The sequence below is a fragment of the Evtepia gabavorous genome (genome assembly GCF_003425665.1).
Lineage (GTDB): Bacteria > Bacillota > Clostridia > Oscillospirales > Oscillospiraceae > Evtepia > Evtepia gabavorous.
Genome location: NZ_QQRQ01000018.1, coordinates 1 through 23334, shown reverse-complemented (window position 1 = coordinate 23334; position 23334 = coordinate 1). Strand labels below are relative to the sequence as shown.

Sequence of the window (23334 nt, the reverse complement as noted above, 5' to 3'; positions counted from 1 at the left end):
CCCGCTCTATCTCAGTACCGCAGCAGGATGACGGCCATGCTGATGGCAACGACAATCACCGCGGCGGGCGCGGAATATTTACAGTAACGGCCCCAGCTGATGGGGTGGCCCTCCCGGGCGGCAATGGCGGTGCCCGCCACATTGGCCGAGGCCCCAATGGGGGTGGCGCTGCCGCCGATATCCGTGCCCATGGAAAGGGTCCAGGCCAGGGTATTCAGGTCCACCCCCATGGTGGCCGACAGGGAACTGATCACCGGCACCATGGTGGCCGCAAAGGGGATATTGTCCACAAAGGCCGAGGCCACTGCGGAGAGCCAGATGAGAATCACGATCATCAGCGACAGGTTGCCCCCTGTGATCCCGGCAATGCCATTGGCCATGGCCTCCAGCACCCCCGTCTGCTCCAATCCGCTCACCGTCAAAAACAGGCCCAGGAAAAAGAGCACTGTCTGCCAGTCCACCTTTCGGAGCAGCCGCAGCGGGGCAGGGTTGGCCAGCAGGGTCAGAATGGCCGCCACAATGCCCACCGTGGCCACGGTCAGCCCCGTCTTGGCATGGGTCACCAGCAGCAGCACCGTCACCAGGAAAATGGTCACGTTGACAACAAAGGCCTTCCGGCTGGAAATGGACGCCCGGGGGTCCAGCGACATGGCCGCGGCGCGGGCCGTCTCATCCCGGCTCTGAATCTGCCTGCGGAAGCAGAAATAGAAATAGGGCACCATCACCACCATGCACAGCAGGGCAATGAGCCCTGTGTTCCGGAGAAAATCCCCAAAGGTCAGCCCCAGGGCCGTGCCAATGATGATGTTGGGCGGGTCCCCGCTCATGGTGGCCGCACCGCCCAGGTTGGCGGTGAAAATCTCCGCGATAATCAGAGGAATGGGATCAAACTTCAGCAAGTGGGCCAAGCGGACACTGGCCACCGCCAGAAACAGAATCACTGTAATGCTGTCAATGAACATGGACAGCACCGCCGACAGGATCATAAAGCAGATCATCAGCGGCACAGGCTTATAGTTGACCAGCTTGGCCAGGCGCAGGCACAGCCAGTCAAAGAATCCCGCTTCGCTCATTCCCTCCACCATAATCATCATCCCGCTGATGAAGAGAATGGTGCTCCAGTTGATGCCGGTGTTCATCTCATTGACCGTCATGTGGCCAGTGTACCAGAAGGTGGTCTCCGCCATGCTCTCCAGGCTCAGCGCCTTCCACACATCGGGGAGGCTCTGCATGGCCAGCAGAAAGACCACCACCAGGGTCAGCACGCCCGCCACCAGGGTCACCAAATACCGGGGGAATTTCTCCCGGACAATCTCCACAAACATGACCACAAAAATTATCACGGCCAAGATCTGACTTACCATGCTCCATTCCTCCCATGGGAAAAGACCGGTCAGAACGATCCTCCCTGATTGTTTCAATGTATCAAATCCGCCGGAAAAATATGTTGCCCGGCAGAGGATTGGGGATTTTCTCTTTCTCTGTTCTTTACATCCGCCGTGCTTTCGTTTATACTTTCCTTATATTCCCAAGGTTTTCCTGGGATTCCCAAAAATAAATGGGCAGGAAAAAGGAGCAGGGCTCACTCTGGGTCCTGCTCCCGTTCGGGTTGCTCTTGGGAGCACACAATGATCTTTTCAAGCAGCCCCTTCTCCCCCAACTCAGCAGTGAAGAAAGGCGTCAAATTTACACAGCTGCTCACACACCCCGCAGCCCACACATTGGGTGGGGTCGATGACCGCTTTCTTGTCCTTCCAGGAGATGGCGGGACATCCGATTCGCATGCACATCTTGCAGCCCTTGCACTTGTCCGGTTCCACCTGGTAGGGGGGATGCTTCTCCACCGACCTGAGCAGCACGCAGGGGCGGCGGGTGATGATCACCGAGGGTTCCGGCGCGGCCAGCTCCTCTGTCACCACTTCCTCCGTGGCCTTCAGGTCGTAGGGGTCTACCACCCGCACCCGGCGGATTCCCATGGCCCGGCACAGGGTCTCCAAGTCAATCTTCCCGGCAGGGTCCCCCCGGAGATTCTTCCCGGTGGTGGGGTTCTGCTGGTGCCCCGTCATGCCGGTGGTGGAGTTATCCAGAATGATGACGGTGGAGTTGCTCTGATTATAGGCGATGTTGGCCAGTCCCGTCATGCCGGAGTGCATAAACGTGGAGTCCCCCAGCACAGCCACGGTCTTTCCCTCACTGTCCTGCCCCAGGGCCTTGTTAAAGCCGTGAATGGAGCTCACCGAGGCCCCCATACACTCACAGGTTTCAATGGCATAAAGAGGCTCATAGGCCGCCAGGGTATAGCAGCCGATGTCCCCCAGCACCGTGACCTTGTGTTTGGCCAGGGTGTAGAAGAGTCCCCGGTGGGGACATCCCGCGCAGAGGACCGGGGGCCGGGGGGGAATGTTTTCCTCCAGCTCCATCCAGGGTCGGGCCGTATCCCGAATCTTTTGTGCTACCAGGCCCTGAGAAAACTCCCCCACCATGGGCAGCCGGTCCTTTCCCAGCACCGTCAGGCCCAGGTTGCGGCAGTGGGTCTCAATCACCGGGTCCAGCTCCTCTAACACCAGCACCTGATCCACCTTGGCCGCGAACGCCAGGATTTTCTCCCGGGGCAGCGGGTTGACCAGGCCCAGCTTCAGGATCGAGGCATGGGGACCAAACACCTCCCGGGCATATTGGTAGCAGGTGGAGGAAGTGATGATGCCCAGGGTACGGTCGGTTCCCAGCTCCTCCCGGTTCAGGTCTGTGGTCTCCGCGTAAGCGGTCAGCCGCTGGGTCCGCTCCTCCACAATGGGATGCCGGGGACGGGCGTTGCCAGGGACCATCACGTACTTGGCAATGTTCTTCTCATAGGGTTTTGCCGGGACTTCTTCCCGCTCTCCCAGTTCCACAATGCTCTGGGAATGGGCGATGCGGGTACACAATTTGAGAAACACCGGGGTGTCATATTCCTCGGAAAGCTGGAAGGCCCGTTTGGCAAATGCCCGCGCCTCCTCTGAGTCCGCCGGCTCCAGCATGGGGAGCTTGGCCGAAACCGCATAGTGACGGGAGTCCTGCTCATTCTGGGAGGAATGCATGCCGGGATCATCGGCCACACAGATCACCATGCCGGCGTTGACCCCGGTATAGGCAATGGTAAACAGCGGGTCGGCGGCCACATTGACCCCCACATGCTTCATCACACAGGCACTGCGCTTGCCTGCCAGCGCGGCGCCAAAGGCCACCTCCATGGCCACCTTTTCATTGGGGGCCCACTCGCAGTAAATCTCGTCATATTGGGCCGCCTGCTCGGTGATCTCCGTGCTGGGGGTGCCGGGATAACTGGAAATCAGGCCGCAGCCGGCCTCATAGAGTCCCCGGGCCACCGCCGCATTGCCCAGCATCAGTTTCTTCATTGGGAAAACCCCTTTCCTGGGTGTCCCCGCCCGGACAGTGCGGGCAGGAATTGCAATAATATATCGTTTTTCATCATATCATTTTCCCTACAATTCGTAAACCGGTTTTCCCGACAAATTTTCTCCTGCGGTTCGTTTTTTTCTGGTTTTTTTGGAATCCAAGGTCTTGCTGGACTTTTTTGCGGATTGGTGTCGTTTTTTGTCGAAACTTGCGGCGACGGTTTTTCCAGTTTTTGCTATTTTTGTCTTGAGTTTTCTGTCCCATTGTGGTAAATTATGGATGTCCGGTTGAAACGCTTTACATCATTTGAAAAATCTGGGGAAGCTGGCACAGCCGCTTCCCCACGGGGGGAGACATACACGCATGGAAACGAAGAAAACCATTCTCATTGCTGACACCAGCGAGGAATTCCGTACCATCCTCGCCGACGCGCTCCAGGCTGAGGAGGGCCTGGAAGTGGTAGGGCAGACCAGCGACGGCCAAGAGGCCATCCAGATGGTGCAGGACCGGTCCCCAGATATCCTGGTCATGGATCTGGTTCTGGGGCGGATGGACGGCTTTGACGTGCTGGACGCGGTCAAGTCCAAACCGGTGAGCACCCTGATCCTGTCCGGCTTTGCCCGGGGCTGCATGGCCGATCAGGTGGCCGCCCGGGGCGGAGACTACTACATGATGAAGCCCTGCCGCATTGCCTCAGTGGTGGAGCGGGTCCGCCTGCTGGCCGCCCAGCACTGGTCCGAGGGCGGGGAGAACCCCGCCGGCCCGGCCACCGCCCGGCAGACTTTGGAGGCCAACGTCACCGCCATCATCCACGAGATCGGTGTGCCCGCCCACATCAAGGGATACCAATACCTGCGTGAGGCCATCATCATGACCGTGGAGGACATGGATGTGATCAACGCCGTGACCAAGGTCCTGTATCCCGAGGTCGCCCGGAAATTCGGCACCACCGCCTCCCGGGTGGAGCGTGCCATCCGCCACGCCATCGAGGTGGCCTGGGACCGGGGCGACCTGGACACCCTGCAAAAATACTTCGGCTTCACCGTCAGCAACTCCAAGGGAAAGCCCACCAACTCGGAATTTATCGCCATGATCGCCGACCGCCTGGTCCTGCAACGCCGCCAGGGCTGAGGCCAGACCCCTGGGAACCCTCTTCCCATCCTTTCGATGATATAAGACAATGCCTGTAAAAATCCCGCGAATCCGCCCGAATCCCACCGTCTTTTTTGCCTGGGTTTCGGGTGATTTCTTTTTCTCCAGGTTCTCTCAAGTTTCGGTTGACATTCCACGTTGAGAATGGTATACTACCCTCTGTACAATAAAGTAGGAAGGTTCCGCCTGCCTCACCTCTGCGCTTGGGCGACAGAGGTTTATAAGGTAACGTCATCGCTCCCATGGAGGGGGCGTTGGTTTGCCTGTCGTGCGGATACCTTTCGAAAGGTATCCATTTTTTATGTTCCTATTTCAGAATTGGAGGTGCGTCTATCATAGCTCACACGGCTCATCAAATCAACGAGGAAATTCACGACAAGGAAGTGCGCCTGATCTCCGCCCAGGGTGAACAGCTCGGTATCATGCCCCTGGCCGAGGCCATGGCCAAGGCCGGCGACGCCGACCTGGACCTGGTGAAGATTTCTCCCAACGCCGTCCCCCCCGTCTGCAAGCTCATGGACTACGGAAAGTATCGCTTTGAGCAGACCAAGCGGGACAAGGAGGCAAAGAAAAACCAGCGGATTGTTGAGATCAAAGAAGTGCGTATGTCCCCGGGAATCGACGTCAATGATTTCAATGTCAAGGTCCGCAACGCCCAGCGCTTCCTGGCCGATGGCAACCGGGTCAAGGTTGCTGTTCGCTTCCGTGGCCGGGAAATGGCCCATACCGACATCGGAAAGCGTCTGCTGGAAAAATTCGCAGCCGACTGCGCCGAGGTGGCGACCATGGACAAGGAGCCCAAGCTGGATGGACGTCACATGACCATGTTCCTGTCCTGCCGGCAGAACAAAGAGACCAAAAAGTAAAATCTTACAAAGGAGTTTTCCGCCATGCCTAAAATCAAAATTAAAACCCACAGCGGCGCCAAGAAGCGTTTTAACCTGACCAAAAACGGCAAGGTCAAGCGCGCACACGCCAATAAACGCCATATCCTGAACAAGAAAACCACCAAACGGAAACGCGGCCTCCGCGCCGGCGCTTATGCGGACAGAACCAATGAGGCCGCCATCAAGCGCATGATCCTGTATAAATAATTTTTTACCACAAGACATAGGAGGCTAACATACCATGGCAAGAGTGAAAGGCGCGATGATGACGCGCAAGAGAAGAAATAAGATCCTGAAAATGGCAAAGGGCTACTGGGGCGCCAAGTCCAAGCACTTCAAGATGGCCAACGAGCAGGTCATGAAGTCCCTGACCTACGCCTATGTGGGCCGCAAGCAGAAGAAGCGCAACTTCCGCCAGCTGTGGATCACCCGGATCAGTGCCGCCTGCAAAATGAACGGCATGAATTACTCCAACTTCATGCACGGCCTGAAGCTGGCCGGCGTGGAGATCAACCGGAAGATGCTGGCAGAGATGGCCGTCAACGACAAGGCCGCCTTCACCGCGCTCACCGAGCTGTCCAAGGCAAAGCTGGCATAAATACTCCATTCATTCACGGCCCGGGTGACCCGGGCCGTGTTTTTATCAAAAAGTACAGCCCTCCAGAAAGGAGGGCTGTACTTTTTTCGTCGGTTCTATATGGAGGCCTCTGTGTCAAAGGATGCTGTACCGGTTAAACACCTGGAGCAGCTCCTCGGTGGAGGTAGCCTCCTTTTCCTTTCCCGCCCGATCCAGCACAATGGTCCCATGGTCCAGCATCAGCAGGCGGTCTCCGTACTCCACCGCGTAGCGAAGGTTGTGGGTGACCATCATGGCCGTCAGACCCTTCTCCCGGACCACTTTGCCGGTGAGCTCCATAATGGTCTCCGCAGTCTTGGGGTCCAGCGCCGCGGTGTGTTCATCCAGGATTAGAAAGTTCAGGGGGGTCATGGTGGCCATCAGCAGGGCCACTGCCTGGCGCTGGCCGCCGGAGAGGGCCCCCATTTTCACGTCCAGTTTATCCTCCAGGCCCAGCCCCAGGGCCGCCAGTTCTGCCCGATACGCATCAATCCGCTTCTTGTTCACCCCAAACCCCAGGCCAAATCGTTTCCCCTTGTTGTCCGCCAGAGAGAGGTTCTCCAGCATGGTCAAATTGGGACAGGTGCCCAGGGAGGGGTTCTGATACACCCGGCCAATGGTGGCGTACCGCTGGAAATCCTTCTGCTTTCGGATGCTTTTTCCATTCACCAGCACGTCTCCCCCGTCCAGTGGGATGGACCCGCAGAGGATATTCAGCAGAGAGGTCTTTCCAGAACCATTGCTGCCCACGATAGAGACAAACTGGCCGTCCTCCACCGTGAGATTGAACCGGTCAAACAGGGTCAGCTCCGTCACCGTTCCCGCATTGTAGATTTTGGTCATATCCCGCAGCTCAAGCATGGATGATCTCCTCCCCTTTGCGCCCCGCGATCACCAGCACCAACAGGAAGAGGGCGGCGGTGATAAACTTCAGCATGTTGGCCGGCAGGCCCGCGTTGATGGCAATTTGAATGCAGAACTTATATAGAATGCTCCCCAGCAGCACCGCTGTGGTCCCCTGGGGGGTGGCCAGGAACCGCAGGCCCCTGACCTTCCGCAGGCTCTGGGAGACCTTGGACCGGGTGAAAAAGCGGATGAGAGAAATTCCAATGATGACGGTAGCCAAGCCAAAAACCACCTGCCCAATGCCCATGACCGCGGAATAGCTGCGCTGCTCCTGGCACAGAACCCCGCCGCAGAGGGCCACCAGGGCGTTGGCAATGACCACGCCCAGCACTTTCATGTTGCCCTTATTCTGGGCCAGGGTGGTCACCAGGGTCCCATTGTCCCCCACCGCTCGGAGCAGCAGCCCGGACTTGGTGCGGAAGTAGAGGTCCAGCAAGAGCTTCACCACCACCGCCAGCACCAGGGCCACAATGAGCTTCCGGGCCGACAAGGTCAGGTCTCCCAGCAGCGCCATCACCGGCGCGGAGGTAAAAATGGTATCCACCGCCCGCTCCACAGTCACATTGGAACCGGCAATGAGCAGGTTCACCGAGGACAGCGCGGTCATGGTGATGATGCCGGCCAGCAGGTCCCGAACCCCCAGACGCACGTGGATCAGGCCCGTGCACAGCCCGGCCAGGGCGCCGGCTCCCGCCGCGCACAGCAGGGTGAGCCAGGGGTCCACCCCGCCCAGCAGGAGGATGGCCGTCACCGCCGCCCCCAGAGGGAAGCTGCTGTCCACCGTCAGGTCTGGAAAGTCCAGCACAGAATAGGTAATATACACGCCGTAAGACAGCAGGGCATAGATCAGGCCCTGGGTCAGCGTGGAGACAATCAAGTCCGACATACGGTCCTCCTCCTTTGGTTGGGGTCCTCAAACTCAGGCGGTCGCGCCCACCTCTTCCGCCTCCTGGGCCAGGTCATCCGGCAGGGTGATGCCCATCTGGGCCAGGGCGTTGCTGTTGACATACAGGGAGTAGTTCTCAATCACCTCATAGGGCAGGTCCTGGCAGGTGGCCTCTCCGGTGAGAATTTTTGCCGCCATCTTTCCCGTCTGGATGCCCAGCTGGACATAGTCCAGGCCGGCACCGGCCACACACCCCAGCTTCATCTGCTCAATTTCAGAGCCGTACACAGGAATGCCCGCCTCATTGGTCTTTTCCAGAATGGAGCCCAGCACCCCCACCACATTGTTGTCGGTGAGGTTGGAGAAGCAGTCCACCCCTTTTGCAATCAGGGTATCCACCGCCTGGGTGACCTCAGACTGGGCCGTGACCCCCACAGACGCAATGGTAAATCCATACTCCGCCGCCTTCTCCTCATAGACCTTGACGGAATACACCGAGTTGGCCTCGCTGGTGGTATAGACAATGCCGATGGTCTTGGCCTCCGGCTGGAGTGCCCGGATGAGCTCCAGCTGTCCCTCCACCGGGAGCACGTCAGAGGTGCCGGTGATATTGCCGCTGTCCAGCTTCGCCCCCACAGGGTCGGTGATGGCGGTGAAGACCACGGGAATGTCCTTGTCTTCCGCCGCGGCATAGCAGGCGGTGGCGGAGGGGGTGGCAATGCCCACCATCAGAGCCGCATCCTCCGCGGAGAAAGCCTGGGCAATCTGAATGGCCATGTTGTCGTCAAAGCTGGCGTTCTGGTAGTCAATCTGGTAGTCCTTCCCCTCTTCCAGTCCGGCCTCCTTCAGCCCCTGGAGGAAGCCTTCCCGGCAGTTGTCCAGGGACCCATGCTGGCCGTACTGGCTGATGCCGATGATGGGGGCGTCTCCGCCAGACGCGCCTGTGTCGTCGTGGTCTCCGCCAGAGGAACTGCCACAGGCGGCCAGTGCCAGAATCATGGTCAGGGACAGGGCTCCGCAGAGCAGTTTTTTCAGGTTTTTCATGTTGATCTTCTCCTTTTGATTTGAGTTCGATGGTGGTGAGGGTCTCTTTGTCAAATCATGGGACAACAAAAAAAGCCCTGTTCCATTCGTTTGTTCTAACGAAATGGGACAAGACTGAATTCCTGCGGTACCACCCAAATTGACGCATTGCGCCCGCTCTTTTCACGTACCATCATACGTGCCGCCCGGATAACGGGTGCGGTCCCCGTCGGCCACTACTACCCCATTGCCGGGGGTTCGCTCCGCCCTCATAAGTCCATTCCCTCCTCCCCGTCCCGCCGCGCTCTCACCATCCGCAGCTCTCTGAAGGGCAAAAGAAAGAGGTACTACTCTTATTCACTGGTTTGGAATTTTTAACTTGTCTGTATCATAGCACTTCCCTCCGGCGCCGTCAAGCCTCTCTTTTCCACAAAACCCCGCCGTTTTTTTCCGTCTCTTTCTCCGCTGCCTCTGAAGCCCCCTGTCCCCGACGTGCGCCAAGGGCTTGCACCGGCGTGGAAATCCTGCTATGATCCCTGTGTGGGGATAAAAACACGTTCCGGTTGGTAGTCCGGAAGCGGCTCGACCGTCAGTAACCTGCCTCCTTGGTTGTCCCTTCCCCATAGGAACCCAAAAAGGAGGAACCCAAATGAAACCGGCAGTTTCCACCCTCACCATCTCCTTCGAGGCTCCCTTCTGGGTGGGGCTTTACGAACGGGAAGAGGAAGGCCTGTACCAGGTCTGCAAGATTCCCTTTGGGGCAGAGCCCAAGGATTATGAGGTCTATGCCTTTCTCCAGCGGCATTGGAAAGACCTGACGTTCTCCCCGCCTCTTCCCGCCGGCACCGTGCCCCGGGCGCGGATCAACCCCAAACGGCTCCAGCGGGAGATCCGAAAACAGCTCCAGACCCCTGCCATCGGCACCAAAGCCCAGCAGGCCCTGCAGCTGCAGCACGCCCAGCGGGTCCAGACCCGGAAGGAGACCGCCCGTCAAAAGCGAACCCAGGCCCAGCACCGCCGGGCCGCCCTGCGCCGGGAGAAACACCGGGAAAAACACCGGGGCCATTGAAGCGGACCGCCCTGCGGAGTCTGAGACTCCGCAGGGCGGTCCGCCGTCTCCCCAAACGAGCACGGGCCCGCCGGGGAACAGAGGGGGTGTTCCAAGGCGAGCCCATTTGCTTCGAGCGAATATTGAAAAAGAGAGATGGTAGGCACACTCAGGCCGCGTGTTTCTTCATGGTCAGATAATCCGACCACTCCTGGGCCGCGGCAATCCCACCCAACCCCGCAGGGATGGTGAGCAGAAGACCGGGAGCCTGGGGCAGACCGTTCAGCACAACCACATAGGCCGTGAGAACCAGCAGCCAAACCAACAGGTGGATCAAATGAGATGTTCTGCTTTTCATTGGAATGCTCCTTTCTTGGGTCCATGAAAGGCTTGCAGCGATCAGAAAGGAAAGTTTCTCCGGCCGGTCTGCTTGCTTTCTCTTTCTAATTGCATTATACTAAACCCACTTCCCTTTGTAAAACAAGGAAAACCCACCTTTATCATTGGATTTTCCAATGGAACCAAATGGTTCCCCCCTGTCTCTGCCTGGAAAGGAGGCACCATGGACCAAAACAAATGCGTGGCCCTGCTCACCGCCATTGACCTGGGCAACCTGACACGGGCGGCGGAACAGCTGGGGTACACCCAGTCCGGACTCAGTTATGTCATCAAGACCCTGGAGACAGAGCTGGGTTTTCCCCTTCTGGTCCGCTCCCGTACCGGCGTCCGTCCCACCGAGGACTGCCAGCGGATTCTCCCTCTGCTGCGGGACCTGGACCGAAAGAGCCGCCAGCTGGAGCAGGAGGCCGCCGATATCCGCGGCCTGGCCGTGGGCACCGTCTCCCTGGCCACCTTTCCCTCCATCTCCCGTTTCTGGCTGCCGGAAATCCTCCGGGACTTCGCCCAGCATTACCCCGGCATCACCGTCTCCATCCGGGAGAGCGGGCAGGAGGAGCTGGATGAATGGCTGCGGGAGGGCTCGGTGGACCTGGCCTTTTGCAGCTACCATGAGAACAGCCAGAATCACTGGATTCCCTTCCTGGAGGATGAAATCTGGGCGGTGGTCCCCGACGGGCACCCTCTGGCGGGCTGTGAGGAGCTCTCCCTGGCCCAGCTGGCCAGCGAACCCTTCATCCTGGAAGACCGGGCCTATGACTACGACATCTCCCGGGTGATCCAGGAGGCGGGCGTTCACCCCAACGTCCGTTGGACCTCCAAGGATGAACTGGCCATCCTGGCCATGGTCCGGCTGGAGCTGGGCGTCTCGGTGATGCCCGCTCTCTACCTCCATGAGGACCACCCGGGCGTCACCGTCCGCCCCTTGGTTCCCCGGGCCCACCGGCAGCTGGGCGCCTCCCTGCCCGATCTGGACAGTCTCTCCCCCGCCGCCCGCCGGTTTCTCGTTCGCGCCAAAAAGACCATGGGGGTTACGCGCTGAGCCTTGTCTGTTCCCTTGACTTTTTTCCGTTCTCTGTGCTAAAAGAAAAGTGTTACATGGCGTAAATGCGTAAGTCCAAACAAAGGACTTACGCATTTTCCTTTTCCTGCGAATCTTTTTGGAAGGAGAGCCGCGAGATGGTTCGCGGCTCTCCTTTGTTCGGTGCATCAATGGCAGCGTTGCTGGCTTATGCCCAATGGTCGATGGTGAACGACTCCCCCACCGCCCACTTGCTGTTCAGCTTGCACTTGGGTTCGTTCATGATCCAGGCCAGGGGGACCTGGGACGTGGTGATACCCCAGTTGGCGCTGCCGATCTTCAGGGTCGCAAACCCACCGTTTACCACGTAGGTGCTGTCTGTCATGGTGGCCGTTCTCTCCGGGGTCACCAAGGAGGCAAAGCGGCAGAAGTTGTCCCACTGATAGGTCCCCTCCAGATCGATTACTCTGTCGAACACAGTGCCAACTTGGGTGCCGTTTGCATCCAGCCAGGTCACAGTGAAGTGAACACTTCTCCCGTTGGTGTTCGGCACAATTTCAAAGCGTGCCTGTTTTGCATTGTTAGGCGCAAAATAGGCATCATTTCGACTGACCTGATCCGTCTTATGAATATTTTTCTGGCCATCAAAGTAATAGCCAGCATCGATCGTCTTATCCAACTCGATGCAATACGGATGCCAACCATAGCCGGTATCCTTGGAGGGAATGTTAATATCCAACTCCTCATTCTGGCAACCCAGTCCGCGGTTTCTCAGGCCAATATCGATGCCTCTCTTGCCGCCCTTGGCAGTAACGCCAAGAGAGATAAACGCGTTCCGGCCCTTGCCGGTGCCTACCAGACGAACCTTATCCGGGAGCGTGATCAGACCGGAGATCTTCTTGTAGGTAGCCACAGAGCCGCTGGGCCCATAGGCATAGTAGTTGGCGCTGCTCTTCTCTTCAAAAGCGGGCTTGGTTCCCTTCAGCATAGTGTAAGTTCCAATCGGCATATTGTTTTTTCCGTTCCAATCTTAAAGAATTTCTAAGAGATTATTGAGGCCTCTATTTCTTAGATGATTGAAAAAGATACCATTCCTCCCCAAAAATAAACGTGTTTTCCGAACATTTCCAAAAATAATTCAGAGACCTGTAAAACAGGTCTCTGAAGGAAAATTTAGCGCAAGTCCTCCCGCGTATAGGTCTGTTTCCCGCTTGCCACATCCAGCGTCACAGTGTAGACCCCTTTGGCGAACAACAGCTCACCATAGGTCCCGTCGGGATAATAGGGATAGACATCTTCTTCCAGCGTACTCTGATAGTAAACCTTGCTGCCATCTTCCGACAACCAAATCTTGTCGACAGCAGCATCAGACTGCCCATTCTCACCGGCCCCCCAAAAGATGTTATGAGACTCTTTGATGACAGTCCGATATTCTGCGCATGTCCCAGCGGCATCCACTACGACGACTTTCATGCGAGTAGGACCTATATATGCTCCCGATGTATTGTAAACGACTGCAAAGGTCTTGTCGTTTTCCGCAGAGCCACAATAGAGCACCGGCCGATAGGCCTGAGAGATCGCAGCCTGCCGCGGGGTCAGATCAAAGAAATCATTCTCGACCACAGGCTTGCCCTTACAGGTGTTTTCATACAGACGAACTACTGTAACCAGGCACTGCTCGATCGTACACGTGCCTTGGGGGTTAAACTTGTTCTCCCCCACACCATTCATAACGCCCAGGTGGGTCATAAGCTGTACGTCGGCTTCTGCCCAGTCCGCAATCATCCCGCTGTCGGCATAGGACAGTGGCTCCGCGTCATCATGGACCTCATCGCAATACAGCCGATAGGCCCGCGCCAAAACCACAGCGGCCTCCTGCCGGGTAATGACGGCGTCGTAGTCCATGTCTCCATCCTCACGGCCCTGAAGCAGCCCCAATTCCTCCGCCACCGTGCTGCCCCACGGTTGATCCTTGATCTGTCTCTGCAGCCCCCGATACCCGGTATAGGCATCATAGTCCCCGCCGAAGGCCAGCGCCACCAGCCGGGACGCAACCTGTCCAAGCAAGGACCTGTCAGCAGGCATACGATAGTTCTCATATCCCCCCCCTTTATACAAGCCCACGTTCCATGCTTCCGCCACATCCTTCTGTGCCCAGGCCGAGACCTCATACGTGTCCCCATCCGGCGTCACTGCCTCCACGGCACTGGCCACCGACACCAGCATCACCAGCGCCAGGGCAAAGGCGAATCCTCGTTTTAACATGCTCTTGTTCCTCCTTTGTTTTCATTCAAGGGACAGTCTTCCAAAACTCCCTTTTTTAATTTTACACCAGGAAACGGCTCCTTGCAAAGGACCTTCCCTATTTAAGACGTGTTTTTTCAAAAAGTGCAACAAAAAAACGTCTGAAATGGCAAAACATTCCAGGCGTTTTTGAAGTGGATATTTCCGGTCATGGTGGCATTTCTGATTCTAACTATCGTGATCGGAACCAATGCGAATAACGCTCAAGAAAGAATTAAACCACCGTAGATATGGATGATATTTTGCAAGCTGTTGAAAACACGGGATGTTATTATCAAGTTACTAACAAATAGAAAGAAAATAAAACTAAAAAACCCTCGAACCTTTAAGGTTCAAGGGTTTTCTTGGTGACCCGTCGGGGATTCGAACCCCGGACACCCTGCTTAAAAGGCAGGTGCTCTGCCAACTGAGCTAACGGGTCAAAAAGATGGCTGGGGTGGCCGGACTCGAACCAGCGAATGCGGGAGTCAAAGTCCCGTGCCTTACCACTTGGCGACACCCCATCATAGAATCCACTCTCTATGAGAAGAGAGCCGGAACCGCTGCTCCGGCTCTCTCCCGAGATATCTGGGGTGGGTAAAGGGACTCGAACCCTCGACACCCGGAACCACAATCCGGTGCTCTAACCAACTGAGCTACACCCACCAAATCGCTTCCTAAGCAGTAACAGGGAAACATGGCACGCCTGAAGGGACTCGAACCCCTGACCCACTGCTTAGAAGGCAGTTGCTCTATCCAGCTGAGCTACAGGCGCATATAACAAGCTGCCCCCGGAAAAGCCTGACGGCCCTTCCTTCCACCGTTCCCGTATCGTTCCATCTGCAAAGCCGACACCCTATCGCTGTCAGCTTTGCAGATGGAGCGGGTGATGGGAATCGAACCCACGCGACCAGCTTGGAAGGCTGGGATTCTACCATTGAACTACACCCGCATAAGTACGTATTCCGGAACCGTTAGCTTGTATAGGCTACCATATTTTAAGCGTTTTGTCAACACTTTTTTCAGGTAGATTCGGAAAATTTTCTTTTTTCCTTGGGATAACCACCCGCGCGGAGGACATGATAGAAAGGAGGTGTTGCTATGGACCAGTTCTTTTCCACTTTCTTCCTTTACAGCTTTTTGGGATTTTTGATTGAGGTGGCGTATACCCGCCTCTGCCATCATCCCAAGCAGGACCGCAAATGTCTCCTGTTTCTCCCTCTCTGCCCCGTCTACGGCCTGGGCGCTCTGGCGGTGCTGTCTCTGCCAGCGCTTCTGCTGCGCCGCCCTCTCCTGGTCTTTTTGGCCGGCGCCCTGGTGGCCACACTGGTGGAATATGTCGTGGCCGTTTTTTACGAAAAGGGCGTGGGGGTCCGTTTCTGGGAATACGACCAGCAGCCGGGCAATCTCTCTGGGCGGATCTGCCCCCTATACACGCTTTTCTGGGGGGCATTGTCCCTGTTGACCGTCTATGGGCTGCAGCCGCTGTTCTCCCCTCTTCTGGCCCGGATACCCCTTGGGCTGACTCAAATTCTTTTTCTTCTGTTCGCCGCGGACGGCCTTCTCTCCCTCTTTCTTCTCCATCGAACCGGGAGCACAGATTGCCTGCTGTGGTACCGGCGAGACCGTCCTGTCTCCCCCGGACAGGAATCTATGTAAGGGCCGGGCTTTCCCGGCCCGTTCCTGTTACAGCCGCCTGAGCTCCTCCAGGGTCTCCTGAATGACTCTTTTGGGTACGTAGGCCGCCCCCAATTTCATCGCCTTGTCCAGGGTCATGGAACCGGATTTTGCCACAATGGGCCGGTTAATGACCTGGGGAAACTGGCGGGCCAGTACCTGCCGGGCTTTGGGGTCCGCCAGAAGCTCCCGGACGGTAATTTGGTTGTTCCGCAAATCCATGTTCTCTCACCTCCCATCCATCTTATGCGAAAAATGGCGGGAAGGTCCCAACGTATAACCCCGCTTTCTTTCGCACATACTATCCTCAGACTTCAAAAAGGAGGGTTATCCCATGAATAACATGAACGCCAACAACAGCATCAAATGCTCCGTCTCCAGCTGCACCCACCACAACAGCGCCAAGAGCGTCTGTTCCCTGTCCTCGATCCAGGTGGGCTGCTGCGGCCCCACCACCAAGGAATGCGCCTGCACGGAATGCGCTTCCTATGAGATGTCCAAGCAGAAGAACGGCTTCTGATTCCCTGACACCCACCGCATGTGATCCGAACAAATCAGAAAACCCCGGGATGGAAGTGATTCCATCCCGGGGTTTTTCCGTTTTTCTTCCACGCAACACTGCGCAAGCACCTTACTCCGCCTTGGGAGGCTCCTCTGTCTTCGGTGCTTCCGCAGCAGGGGCCGCGTCCGCCTTAGGGGCTTCCGCTTTGGGGGCCGCCTCTGCCTTGGGCGCTTCCACCTTGGCCTCTCCAGCGGGGGCCGCTGCGGGCTTGGGTGCCGCGGGCTTCTTGGGTTTCGGGGGCAGAACAACACCGTCCACAGTGATCAGCTGACGGGGGCAGGCGCGGGAGCACATGCCGCAGCCGATGCAGATGTCATAGTTGATCTTGGCCAGGAAGTTCTCCACCACAATGGCGCCCTCCTTGGGGCAGGCCTTCACGCAGATCTTACAGCCAATACAGCCGTTGTCGCAGGCCTGGCGGACCACAGGGCCCTTGTCGTGGGAGGCACAGGGGACCTCCGTATACTTCTTGGCGTTGAGGGGCACAATGCGGATAATGTTCCGGGGGCAGGCATCCACGCAGGCGCCGCAGGCGACACATTTGTCGAAATCTACCTTCGCCACATTGTCCACAATATGGATGGCATCAAACTTACAGGCCTCCACGCAGTCTCCGCCGCCCAGGCAGCCATAGGAACACTGCAGCGGGCCGGAGGACACCCGGGAGATCGCCAGACAGCTTTCCAGGCCCACATAATCATAGCGGGTCTTGTCATGGCCGCCGCCGGTGCACATCACCTGGGCAATCTTGCGCGCGCCCTCTTCCACCTCCACGCCCATGATGGCGCCGATCTTTTTGGCCACTTCCGCGCCGCCGGGGGAACAGGCATCCACAGGAGCCAGCCCTTTCACCACAGCGTTCGCATAGCCTCCGCAGCCGGGATAGCCGCAGCCGCCGCAGTTGGCGCCGGGGAGACACTCTGTAATGGCCTCCTCACGGGGGTCCTTCTCCACGGCGAAGACCTTGGAGGCAACCGCCAGGATAATACCAAAGATAATACCCAGCACGCATAATACGATAGGGGCTAAAATGGTAGTACTCATAATTCTCTCTTCGCCTCCCTTACCAAACTTTCAGGCCAGAGAAGCCCATGAAGGCCAGAGAGATCAAGCTGGCCGCCACCAGAGCGATGGGGAAGCCTTCAAAACACTTGGGACACTTGGCAAACTCCATGCGCTCACGCACACTGGCAAACAGAACAATGGCAAGCAGGAAACCAACGCCGCCGGTAATACCATAGGTCAGGCTCTCACCAAAGTTATAGGACTTTTGCGCGTTCTGCAAGGTCACACCCAGCACGGCACAGTTGGTGGTAATCAAAGGCAGGTACACGCCCAGGGCCTCATACAAGGAGGGCATTGCCTTTTGCAGGAACATTTCCACAAACTGCACCAGAGAGGCGATGACCAAGATAAAGGTCACGGTCTGCATAAAGCCCAGACCCTTGCTGTTCAAAAACTCGTTGATGGGCCAGTTCACAGCGGAGGCCACACCCATTACGAAGATAACTGCCATGCCCATGCCCAGAGCGGTTTCAACCTTCTTGGACACGCCCATAAAGGGGCAGATGCCCAGGAACTGGGACAGGACGAAGTTGTTAACCAAAACCGCGCCCAAGGCGATTGAAAGCAGGCTGGTGATACTTTCCATTACTTCGCCACCTCCTTATTCTTCTTGGGCTTGCTCATAAAGTACTGCACGGTAGCAATGACCACACCCAGGGTCAGGAAGCCGCCCACAGGGAGGATCATACCCAGTGCCACCACATCCTCAGGAAGGATCTGATAGCCTGCGCCGCCGTTGAGGATACCGCCACCAAAGGTTCCGGCGCCCAGGAACTCACGGATGATACTCATGATGGTCAGGGAGATCATGTTGCCAAAGCCCTGGAAAATGCCGTCCAGAGCGGAGGCCCCAATGCTGTTCTTGGAAGCAAAGCCCTCCGCACGGCCCAGGATGATGCAGTTCACCACGATCAGGGGGATGAACAGGCCCAGGCTCTCGGACAACGCGGGGACAAATCCCTTGAGCAGCAGGTCAACCATGGTCACGAAGCCGGCGATCACCACGATGTAGCAGGCAATACGGACCTTGTTGGGGATGATCTTCCGCAGGGCGGAGATAACCACATTGGAACAAGTCAAAATGATGGTAACGGCCAAGCCCATACCCAGACCGTTGAACATCGAAGTGGTGATGGCCAGCAGGGGGCACATGCCCAGCAGCTGCACCAGGGACGGGTTCTGGTTAATGAGGCCGTCAAAAAATTGTTTCTTTACATTCATTGTCTCGGTCCCTCCTTAACCCAGTGCTTCCACAACAGCACGGGCGGCGTTGACGCCGTCGCAAACTGCGCGGGAGGTAATGGTCGAACCAGTGATGGCCTCAATGGTACCGCCATCCTTGGTGACACTCACAATGTCCGTGGCGCCTGCAAACTGTGCCTGCCACTCGGGGTCCGTCGCCTTGGAGCCCAAGCCCGACGTCTCCGCGTGGGTGATGATCGCCAGACCGGTTACCTCGCCGGCGGAATTGATGCCCGCCATCATGTCAATGGCGCCGCCAAAGCCATTGGGGGAGTTGGTCTCCACCACATAGCCCTCTTCACCGGCCTGATAGACGGCCAGGACGGGAACCACCGTGCCAGTATCCAGGGTAATATCCCCGCCATCATACTCTACTTTTTCATAGCTATCCGCGGGAAGGACCACCTTCAGGGAGTCCTGGATGGTCTTCTCTGTGTTGGCCGCGATGGCAGGTGCCGTAACCTGGTTGACCAAGCCCAGCAAAGCCGCAACCACCAGACAGATGAGGGCCAAAACAATCACCAGCATAGCCAATCCGGGTTCTTTCTTCGCAGTGCTCATGCTTCCGCGCCCTCCTTTGCAGCTTTCTTGGCGGCCTTTGCCTTCTCCTTCTCCGCCTTGCGCATCTCCGCCGTGACGCCAAACCGCTTGGGCAGGGTGGCCTTGTCAATGAGCCAGACGCAGATGTTCATAATGAGGATGGAGTAGCAAACGCCTTCGGGATACCCGCCAAAGTAACGGATGAAAACCACCAGCAGGCCTGCGCCGATGCCGAAGATCACCTCGCCCTTGGGGGTGTTGGGGCTGGTCACATAGTCGGTCGCCATGAAGAAGGCGCCCAGGAACAGACCGCCGGCAAAAATCTCACGGAGCATCCAGGAGAAGACGTTGACGCCTTCGGGCGCCCGGGAGAACACCAGGGTCAGAACAGCCACCGTGATGATGTACGCGGCGGGAATCCGAATCCGGATCACGCCCTTGGCGATCAAGTAGATTCCGCCGATGAGCAGTGCGATGGCGGAAACCTCACCCACGCAGCCGCCGATGTTCCCGATGAACATATCCAGCACAGAGGCCTCGGGAACGATGCCGCCCTTCATGTAGTCCACGGCCAGGGGGGTTGCACCGGTAACCGCGTCTGTGGCAGAGAGGACGGAAGCCCAGTTCTCTTTGCCGGGCAGCACCCAGGTGGTCATGGGCACAGGATAGCACAGCATCAGGAATGCACGGCCAGCCAGCGCGGGGTTCAGGAAGTTGGTGCCCAGGCCGCCGAAGAGCTGCTTGACAACCACGATGGCAAAGAAGTCGCCAATGATGATGGTCCAATAGGGCAGCGTGACCGGACATACAAACACCAGCAGCACACCCGTGATGGCCGCTGACAGATCGCCGCAGGGATTGGGCTTGTGCATCAGCTTGCAGTATCCCCACTCAAAGATTTCACAAAAAATCACCGACACCAGGGTGGTGGTCAGTGCGCGTGGTCCAAACACATAGATGCCCATCGCCATCGCGGGGATCAGGGCGATCAGAACATCCCGCATCAGATTCTTGGTTCCAACAGGAGACGATGCGTGCGGCGAGGAAGCTACGCTCAGTTTATACTCTTCCATGCTATCCCCTCCTTACTTTTTGGCCGCCTGCTGGCGGATGGCAAACTTTGCGGTACGGAACTGCTGCACCAGAGGAATTCTGGCCGGGCAGATGTACTGACAGCAGCCACACTCCATACAGTCCATGATCCGGTACTCCTCCACCTCGCTCCAGCGGCGGGCTTTGGCGAACATGTTCATGAAGAGGGGCGTCAGGTGCATGGGGCAGACATTGACGCAGCGTGCGCAGCGGATGCAGGTGGGATTCTCGCTGGTGGCGGGCAGATCCTCCTTGCTCAGGCAGAGCACGCAGTTGCTGGCCTTCCCCATGGTGACGGACAGATCATACTGGGCAAAGCCCATCATCGGGCCGCCGGAGATCACCCGGGCGGGGGTCCCGTTAAAGCCGCCGGCCTCCTCAATCAGGTGAGAGAAGGGGGTGCCCACAGGCGCCAACAGGTTGACAGGGTTCTTCACGGCGCTGCCAGTGATGGTGATCACCCGCTGATAGACCGGCAAGCCCAGTGCCACAGCGTCATAGATGGCCGCCGTGGTCGCCGCGTTGAAGACGCAGCATCCCACATCTGCGGGCAGCTTGCCGGGGGGCACCTCACGGCCGGTGATGGCCTGAATCAGCTGTTTCTCAGCGCCTTGGGGATATCGCGTGCGCAGAGCCTGAACGGTAATGTCCTTGGCGCCGCCCACCAGCTCCTTCAAATGGTTCACCGCGTCCATCTTGTTGTCTTCGATGCCGATGTACGCGTGGTCCAGCTGAAGGGCCTTCATGATGAACCGAACGCCGCCGATAATTTTCTCGCCATGCTCCAGCATCAGACGATGGTCTGCGGTAATGTAAGGTTCGCATTCAGCACCATTGATAATAATGGTGTCTGCTTTGCCAACTGCGGAGCTGATTTTGACGTGGGTGGGGAAACCCGCGCCGCCCATACCGGTACAGCCCGCGTCACGGATGATGTCAATGATCTCCTGGGAGGTCAGTGCATCTGCGTTTTCGCGGGGCTTGCAGTCCGGGCTAAGGGTGTTTTGGAAGTCATTTTCGATCACGACAGAAAGCGTAGGCACACCGCCGGTACCGGGACGGGGTTCAACCGCCACAACCGTGCCAGAAACACTGGCGTGGATGGGTGCGCCGAGACCCGCCGTAGCACCGATCATCTGACCAACCGTCACCGTGTCGCCTTTCTGCACCACGGGCTTGCAAGGTGCGCCGATGTGCATAGACATCGGGATCACGACTTGCGCCGGGGCATTGGCCAGCGGTTGGATCGGTTTCTGCTCAGTAGCTTCCTTGTGCTCGGCGGGGTGGACGCCGCCGTAAAACATTTGCTTCATAGCATCACCTCTGTTTTTCCTTGCCAAATTCTCTTTTTCCCCAAAAAATTGCCTCAGTCCGCAGCGAGACTAAAACACTATATATAATAAAGCCAACGCCTCCAATTGTCCAGTGCTTTTCCAAACAAATTTGTTCCAGAATTCAAAATTCTCTAAAATTTCTTTTCGGGTTTTTTCCTATTTTCTTTTTCCTCCGTTCCTGGTATACTGAACTCGGAATTTTGTCGTCAGGAGGCGGACACCCATGGCCAGAACACAAAAAAATTTCTCTGTCTTAGGGGATTCAATCAGTACCTTTCAAGGATACTCTCCCTGGGGCGCTGCCCATTACTCCCCGGATCTGGGCGCTGCCACAGGTGTACATACAGTGGAAGATACCTGGTGGATGCAGGTGATCCGTGCCCTCCAGGGAAGGCTTCTTTCCAATCTCTCCATCTCCGGCAATACCATCTCCACTGCGGGCACCATGGGCGGATTTCCCCCGCGTCGAATTGCACAGCTTACCGTCGATGGCGTCACGCCAGACCACATCCTTCTCTATGCCGGGCTCAACGACGCCAATTTTTATGTGCCGCCAGAAGGGTTCCTCCGGGAATACCAGCAGCTGCTCTCCCGTCTTCGGCAAACCTATCCCCACGCACAGATCAGCTGCGGCACATTGATTTTGGGTGCCGTTCCAGGGACTCAGGGCTCCCTCTCCTGTCTTGTGCAGCGTTTGGCCCCCTACAACCAGGCCATCCGCTCTGCCGTGGCGCAGGCAGATTGTCAGCTGGTGGACTTGGCCGCTATGCATTCCCGCTACGATGCCCTGGACGCATTCCATCCCAATGGAACTGGCATGGCACAGCTGGCCAGGCTCTGGCTCCAAGGAATGGAAGCTTCCTCATAGGACAGAAACTTTTTTTAATTTTGTACTCTTTTTTCCACTTTTCTTTGCGCTGACCCTTTCTCTGTGCTATAATGTAATTTGTACGGTCAATTCATTCTAAAAATGATGCCGCCGCAACATCTATTTTGCTGAAATTTTGGTAGGATCAGTTCAGCCTATCTTCGGATTCTATCATAAAGGAGGACTTTCCATGTCTCAAGCAACTGCGCCCAAGATCTCGATCTTAGGAGATGGCATCAGCACCTTTGAGGGATATACCCCCAGGCTCGGCAGCTTCTATTCTCCCAGCTATGTCTCCTACTCAGGCTTTGACTCTGCGGAGGGCACCTGGTGGATGCAGGCCATCAAAAAGTTAGGGGGCAGCGTTCTTTGCAACAACTCCTTTTCCGGGTCCTATGTAAGCTACCTCGGCCACTATGCCGCGATGCTGCCGGGGCGGATTCGCAATCTGGCCACGGAAGAGGACAGCCCTGATATGATTCTGATCTACACCGGCATCAATGACGTGGCCAATGACATTCCTCTGGATGCTTTCCAGCGGGACTACACGGATATGCTACAAAAGATTCATCGCTTCCATCCCGGGGCTGAGATCTGGGCCGGTACCCTTTGTATGGGGCAAGCGCCCTCTTCCGGCCGGCCCTACTATATTGAGCCGGAACATTTCCAAAACATCGATGCCTACAATACGGTCATCCGCACCTGTGTCAAAGCGGAGCATGCCCATCTGGTGGACTTAGCCGCCCATGGTGTCACCTATGAAACGGTCAATGGCCTGCACCCCAACAAAGCGGGAATGGTCACCTTTGCCGACGCTTGGGTGGATTTAATCAAACAGCAGATGCCTTAATCATTGTAAAGCCTCCCTTTTGAAGGGAGGTTTTCTTTTGTTCCAATCACAACAAAAAAACAGGACAGCCTACCGACTGTCCTGTTTCCTATGTTGGCGTTACCTATTTTCCCGGTTCGTCTCCAAACAAGTATCTTCGGCGCAAGTGAGCTTAACTTCCGTGTTCGGGATGGGAACGGGTGGACCCTCACTGCAATCAACACCAACTTGCTCTTTTGTGAAGCTGTGGCAATATCCACACCCTCAAAACCGAACAAAGTAACCGCCATACCACCAAGCAAGCGCCTGCACTTCTTACTCTTAACCTGAGACTCAGGTCAAGCCCTCGGCTGATTAGTACCGGTCAGCTCCATACATTACTGCACTTCCACCTCCGGCCTATCTACGACATAGTCTCTATCGTGCCTTACTCCTCGAAGGATGAGAGATCTTATCTTAGGGAAAGTTTCACGCTTAGATGCTTTCAGCGTTTATCTCGTCCGCACTTAGC

25 protein-coding genes, 5 tRNA genes, 2 rRNA genes and 1 other annotated feature are annotated in these 23334 nt (G+C 56.9%); of the genes, 10 read left to right on the top strand and 22 right to left on the bottom strand.

Annotated elements, in window-relative coordinates; translation table 11 throughout:
• Nucleotides 1–11: 11 nt before the first annotated feature.
• Both DV520_RS09550 and iorA read right to left on the bottom strand, forming a co-directional pair.
• Nucleotides 12–1364, bottom strand: coding sequence for an ArsB/NhaD family transporter (locus DV520_RS09550; RefSeq protein WP_117142566.1), 1353 nt, complete (start codon nt 1362–1364; stop codon nt 12–14).
• Nucleotides 1365–1661: 297 nt separating this feature from the next.
• Complete coding sequence (gene iorA, locus DV520_RS09545; protein WP_117142565.1) at nt 1662–3395, bottom strand: indolepyruvate ferredoxin oxidoreductase subunit alpha; 1734 nt, start codon at nt 3393–3395, stop codon at nt 1662–1664.
• Nucleotides 3396–3759: 364 nt separating this feature from the next.
• Here iorA and spo0A point away from each other — a divergent pair, with 364 nt between their 5' ends.
• The 4 genes from spo0A (at nt 3760) to rplT (ending at nt 6033) form a co-directional block, all read left to right on the top strand.
• Nucleotides 3760–4527: a sporulation transcription factor Spo0A gene (gene spo0A, locus DV520_RS09540; protein ID WP_117142564.1), complete on the top strand. Its 768-nt coding sequence runs from the start codon at nt 3760–3762 to the stop codon at nt 4525–4527.
• A 404-nt stretch (nt 4528–4931) separates the two neighbouring features.
• Nucleotides 4932–5414 (top strand): translation initiation factor IF-3, encoded by a 483-nt coding sequence (gene infC / locus DV520_RS09535; protein ID WP_329989648.1) that lies wholly within the window; start codon nt 4932–4934, stop codon nt 5412–5414.
• 24 nt (nt 5415–5438) lie between these two features.
• A complete protein-coding gene (rpmI, locus tag DV520_RS09530; RefSeq protein WP_021920117.1) occupies nt 5439–5642 on the top strand; it encodes a 50S ribosomal protein L35 in 204 nt (67 codons plus the stop codon).
• Between the two features lie 34 nt (nt 5643–5676).
• Nucleotides 5677–6033: a 50S ribosomal protein L20 gene (gene rplT, locus DV520_RS09525; protein WP_021920116.1), complete on the top strand. Its 357-nt coding sequence runs from the start codon at nt 5677–5679 to the stop codon at nt 6031–6033.
• A 114-nt stretch (nt 6034–6147) separates the two neighbouring features.
• Here rplT and DV520_RS09520 read toward each other — a convergent pair whose 3' ends face one another.
• Genes DV520_RS09520 through DV520_RS09510 form a run of 3 tightly spaced genes read right to left on the bottom strand, consistent with a single transcriptional unit; the run spans nt 6148 to nt 8887 of the window.
• Entirely contained in the window at nt 6148–6912 is a 765-nt protein-coding gene (locus DV520_RS09520) for an ABC transporter ATP-binding protein (protein WP_021920115.1), read from the bottom strand.
• The gene (locus DV520_RS09515; protein WP_021920114.1) at nt 6905–7843 is read right to left on the bottom strand and encodes an ABC transporter permease; all 939 of its coding nucleotides are present in this window, start codon (nt 7841–7843) and stop codon (nt 6905–6907) included. Before DV520_RS09515 ends, DV520_RS09520 begins: the two co-directional genes overlap by 8 nt.
• A 33-nt stretch (nt 7844–7876) precedes the next feature.
• Nucleotides 7877–8887 (bottom strand): ABC transporter substrate-binding protein, encoded by a 1011-nt coding sequence (locus tag DV520_RS09510; protein ID WP_117142562.1) that lies wholly within the window; start codon nt 8885–8887, stop codon nt 7877–7879.
• Nucleotides 8888–8988: 101 nt separating this feature from the next.
• Nucleotides 8989–9236, bottom strand: a binding site (T-box leader).
• A 279-nt stretch (nt 9237–9515) separates the two neighbouring features.
• Between DV520_RS09510 and DV520_RS09505 the strand changes: the two genes are divergently transcribed.
• The gene (locus DV520_RS09505; RefSeq protein ID WP_117142561.1) at nt 9516–9935 is read left to right on the top strand and encodes a YjdF family protein; all 420 of its coding nucleotides are present in this window, start codon (nt 9516–9518) and stop codon (nt 9933–9935) included.
• A 148-nt stretch (nt 9936–10083) separates the two neighbouring features.
• On the opposite strand, the gene DV520_RS09500 is transcribed toward DV520_RS09505, so the two are convergent.
• Nucleotides 10084–10272 (bottom strand): hypothetical protein, encoded by a 189-nt coding sequence (locus tag DV520_RS09500; RefSeq protein WP_021920110.1) that lies wholly within the window; start codon nt 10270–10272, stop codon nt 10084–10086.
• A gap of 204 nt (nt 10273–10476) precedes the next feature.
• Here DV520_RS09500 and DV520_RS09495 point away from each other — a divergent pair, with 204 nt between their 5' ends.
• Nucleotides 10477–11352, top strand: coding sequence for a LysR family transcriptional regulator (locus tag DV520_RS09495; RefSeq protein WP_117142560.1), 876 nt, complete (start codon nt 10477–10479; stop codon nt 11350–11352).
• Between the two features lie 187 nt (nt 11353–11539).
• Here DV520_RS09495 and DV520_RS09490 read toward each other — a convergent pair whose 3' ends face one another.
• The 7 genes from DV520_RS09490 to DV520_RS09460 form a co-directional block, all read right to left on the bottom strand.
• Nucleotides 11540–12340, bottom strand: coding sequence for a hypothetical protein (locus DV520_RS09490; protein WP_133308852.1), 801 nt, complete (start codon nt 12338–12340; stop codon nt 11540–11542).
• Nucleotides 12341–12504: 164 nt separating this feature from the next.
• The gene (locus DV520_RS09485; RefSeq protein WP_117142558.1) at nt 12505–13596 is read right to left on the bottom strand and encodes an S-layer homology domain-containing protein; all 1092 of its coding nucleotides are present in this window, start codon (nt 13594–13596) and stop codon (nt 12505–12507) included.
• Between the two features lie 384 nt (nt 13597–13980).
• A tRNA-Lys gene (locus DV520_RS09480) sits at nt 13981–14056 on the bottom strand.
• Nucleotides 14057–14063: 7 nt separating this feature from the next.
• A tRNA-Gln gene (locus DV520_RS09475) sits at nt 14064–14138 on the bottom strand.
• Nucleotides 14139–14203: 65 nt separating this feature from the next.
• A tRNA-His gene (locus DV520_RS09470) sits at nt 14204–14280 on the bottom strand.
• Nucleotides 14281–14312: 32 nt separating this feature from the next.
• Nucleotides 14313–14389 (bottom strand) — tRNA-Arg (locus tag DV520_RS09465).
• Between the two features lie 103 nt (nt 14390–14492).
• A tRNA-Gly gene (locus DV520_RS09460) sits at nt 14493–14566 on the bottom strand.
• 149 nt (nt 14567–14715) lie between these two features.
• Here DV520_RS09460 and DV520_RS09455 point away from each other — a divergent pair.
• Nucleotides 14716–15273 (top strand): putative ABC transporter permease, encoded by a 558-nt coding sequence (locus tag DV520_RS09455; protein WP_021918729.1) that lies wholly within the window; start codon nt 14716–14718, stop codon nt 15271–15273.
• A 27-nt stretch (nt 15274–15300) separates the two neighbouring features.
• On the opposite strand, the gene DV520_RS09450 is transcribed toward DV520_RS09455, so the two are convergent.
• On the bottom strand, nt 15301–15513 hold the full coding sequence (locus DV520_RS09450; RefSeq protein ID WP_021918730.1) for a hypothetical protein: 213 nt from the start codon (nt 15511–15513) through the stop codon (nt 15301–15303).
• Between the two features lie 112 nt (nt 15514–15625).
• Here DV520_RS09450 and DV520_RS09445 point away from each other — a divergent pair, with 112 nt between their 5' ends.
• The gene (locus tag DV520_RS09445) at nt 15626–15811 is read left to right on the top strand and encodes a DUF1540 domain-containing protein (RefSeq protein WP_021918731.1); all 186 of its coding nucleotides are present in this window, start codon (nt 15626–15628) and stop codon (nt 15809–15811) included.
• A gap of 111 nt (nt 15812–15922) precedes the next feature.
• Here DV520_RS09445 and DV520_RS09440 read toward each other — a convergent pair whose 3' ends face one another.
• The 6 genes from DV520_RS09440 to rsxC are packed head-to-tail and all read right to left on the bottom strand — an operon-like array spanning nt 15923 to nt 21105.
• Nucleotides 15923–16897, bottom strand: coding sequence for an RnfABCDGE type electron transport complex subunit B (locus DV520_RS09440; protein WP_117142557.1), 975 nt, complete (start codon nt 16895–16897; stop codon nt 15923–15925).
• A 19-nt stretch (nt 16898–16916) separates the two neighbouring features.
• On the bottom strand, nt 16917–17504 hold the full coding sequence (locus tag DV520_RS09435) for an electron transport complex protein RnfA (RefSeq protein ID WP_021918733.1): 588 nt from the start codon (nt 17502–17504) through the stop codon (nt 16917–16919).
• On the bottom strand, nt 17504–18139 hold the full coding sequence (rsxE, locus tag DV520_RS09430; RefSeq protein ID WP_021918734.1) for an electron transport complex subunit RsxE: 636 nt from the start codon (nt 18137–18139) through the stop codon (nt 17504–17506). Before rsxE ends, DV520_RS09435 begins: the two co-directional genes overlap by 1 nt.
• 15 nt (nt 18140–18154) lie before the next feature.
• On the bottom strand, nt 18155–18721 hold the full coding sequence (locus DV520_RS09425; RefSeq protein WP_021918735.1) for an RnfABCDGE type electron transport complex subunit G: 567 nt from the start codon (nt 18719–18721) through the stop codon (nt 18155–18157).
• On the bottom strand, nt 18718–19773 hold the full coding sequence (locus tag DV520_RS09420) for an RnfABCDGE type electron transport complex subunit D (RefSeq protein WP_021918736.1): 1056 nt from the start codon (nt 19771–19773) through the stop codon (nt 18718–18720). The genes DV520_RS09425 and DV520_RS09420 overlap by 4 nt, the downstream gene beginning before the upstream one ends.
• Nucleotides 19774–19785: 12 nt before the next feature.
• Nucleotides 19786–21105, bottom strand: coding sequence for an electron transport complex subunit RsxC (rsxC, locus tag DV520_RS09415; RefSeq protein ID WP_021918737.1), 1320 nt, complete (start codon nt 21103–21105; stop codon nt 19786–19788).
• A gap of 244 nt (nt 21106–21349) precedes the next feature.
• On the opposite strand from rsxC, the gene DV520_RS09410 reads away from it, so the two are divergent.
• Together DV520_RS09410 and DV520_RS09405 are read left to right on the top strand one after the other, a co-directional pair.
• Nucleotides 21350–21994 carry an SGNH/GDSL hydrolase family protein gene (locus DV520_RS09410; RefSeq protein ID WP_117142556.1) on the top strand — a complete coding sequence of 215 codons (645 nt, stop codon included), beginning with the start codon at nt 21350–21352 and terminating at the stop codon, nt 21992–21994.
• A 190-nt stretch (nt 21995–22184) separates the two neighbouring features.
• Entirely contained in the window at nt 22185–22844 is a 660-nt protein-coding gene (locus DV520_RS09405; RefSeq protein WP_117142555.1) for an SGNH/GDSL hydrolase family protein, read from the top strand.
• Nucleotides 22845–22935: 91 nt separating this feature from the next.
• On the opposite strand, the gene rrf is transcribed toward DV520_RS09405, so the two are convergent.
• Nucleotides 22936–23051, bottom strand: a 5S ribosomal RNA gene (rrf, locus tag DV520_RS09400).
• A gap of 106 nt (nt 23052–23157) precedes the next feature.
• A 23S ribosomal RNA gene (locus DV520_RS09395) occupies nt 23158–23334 on the bottom strand; the annotation flags it as partial.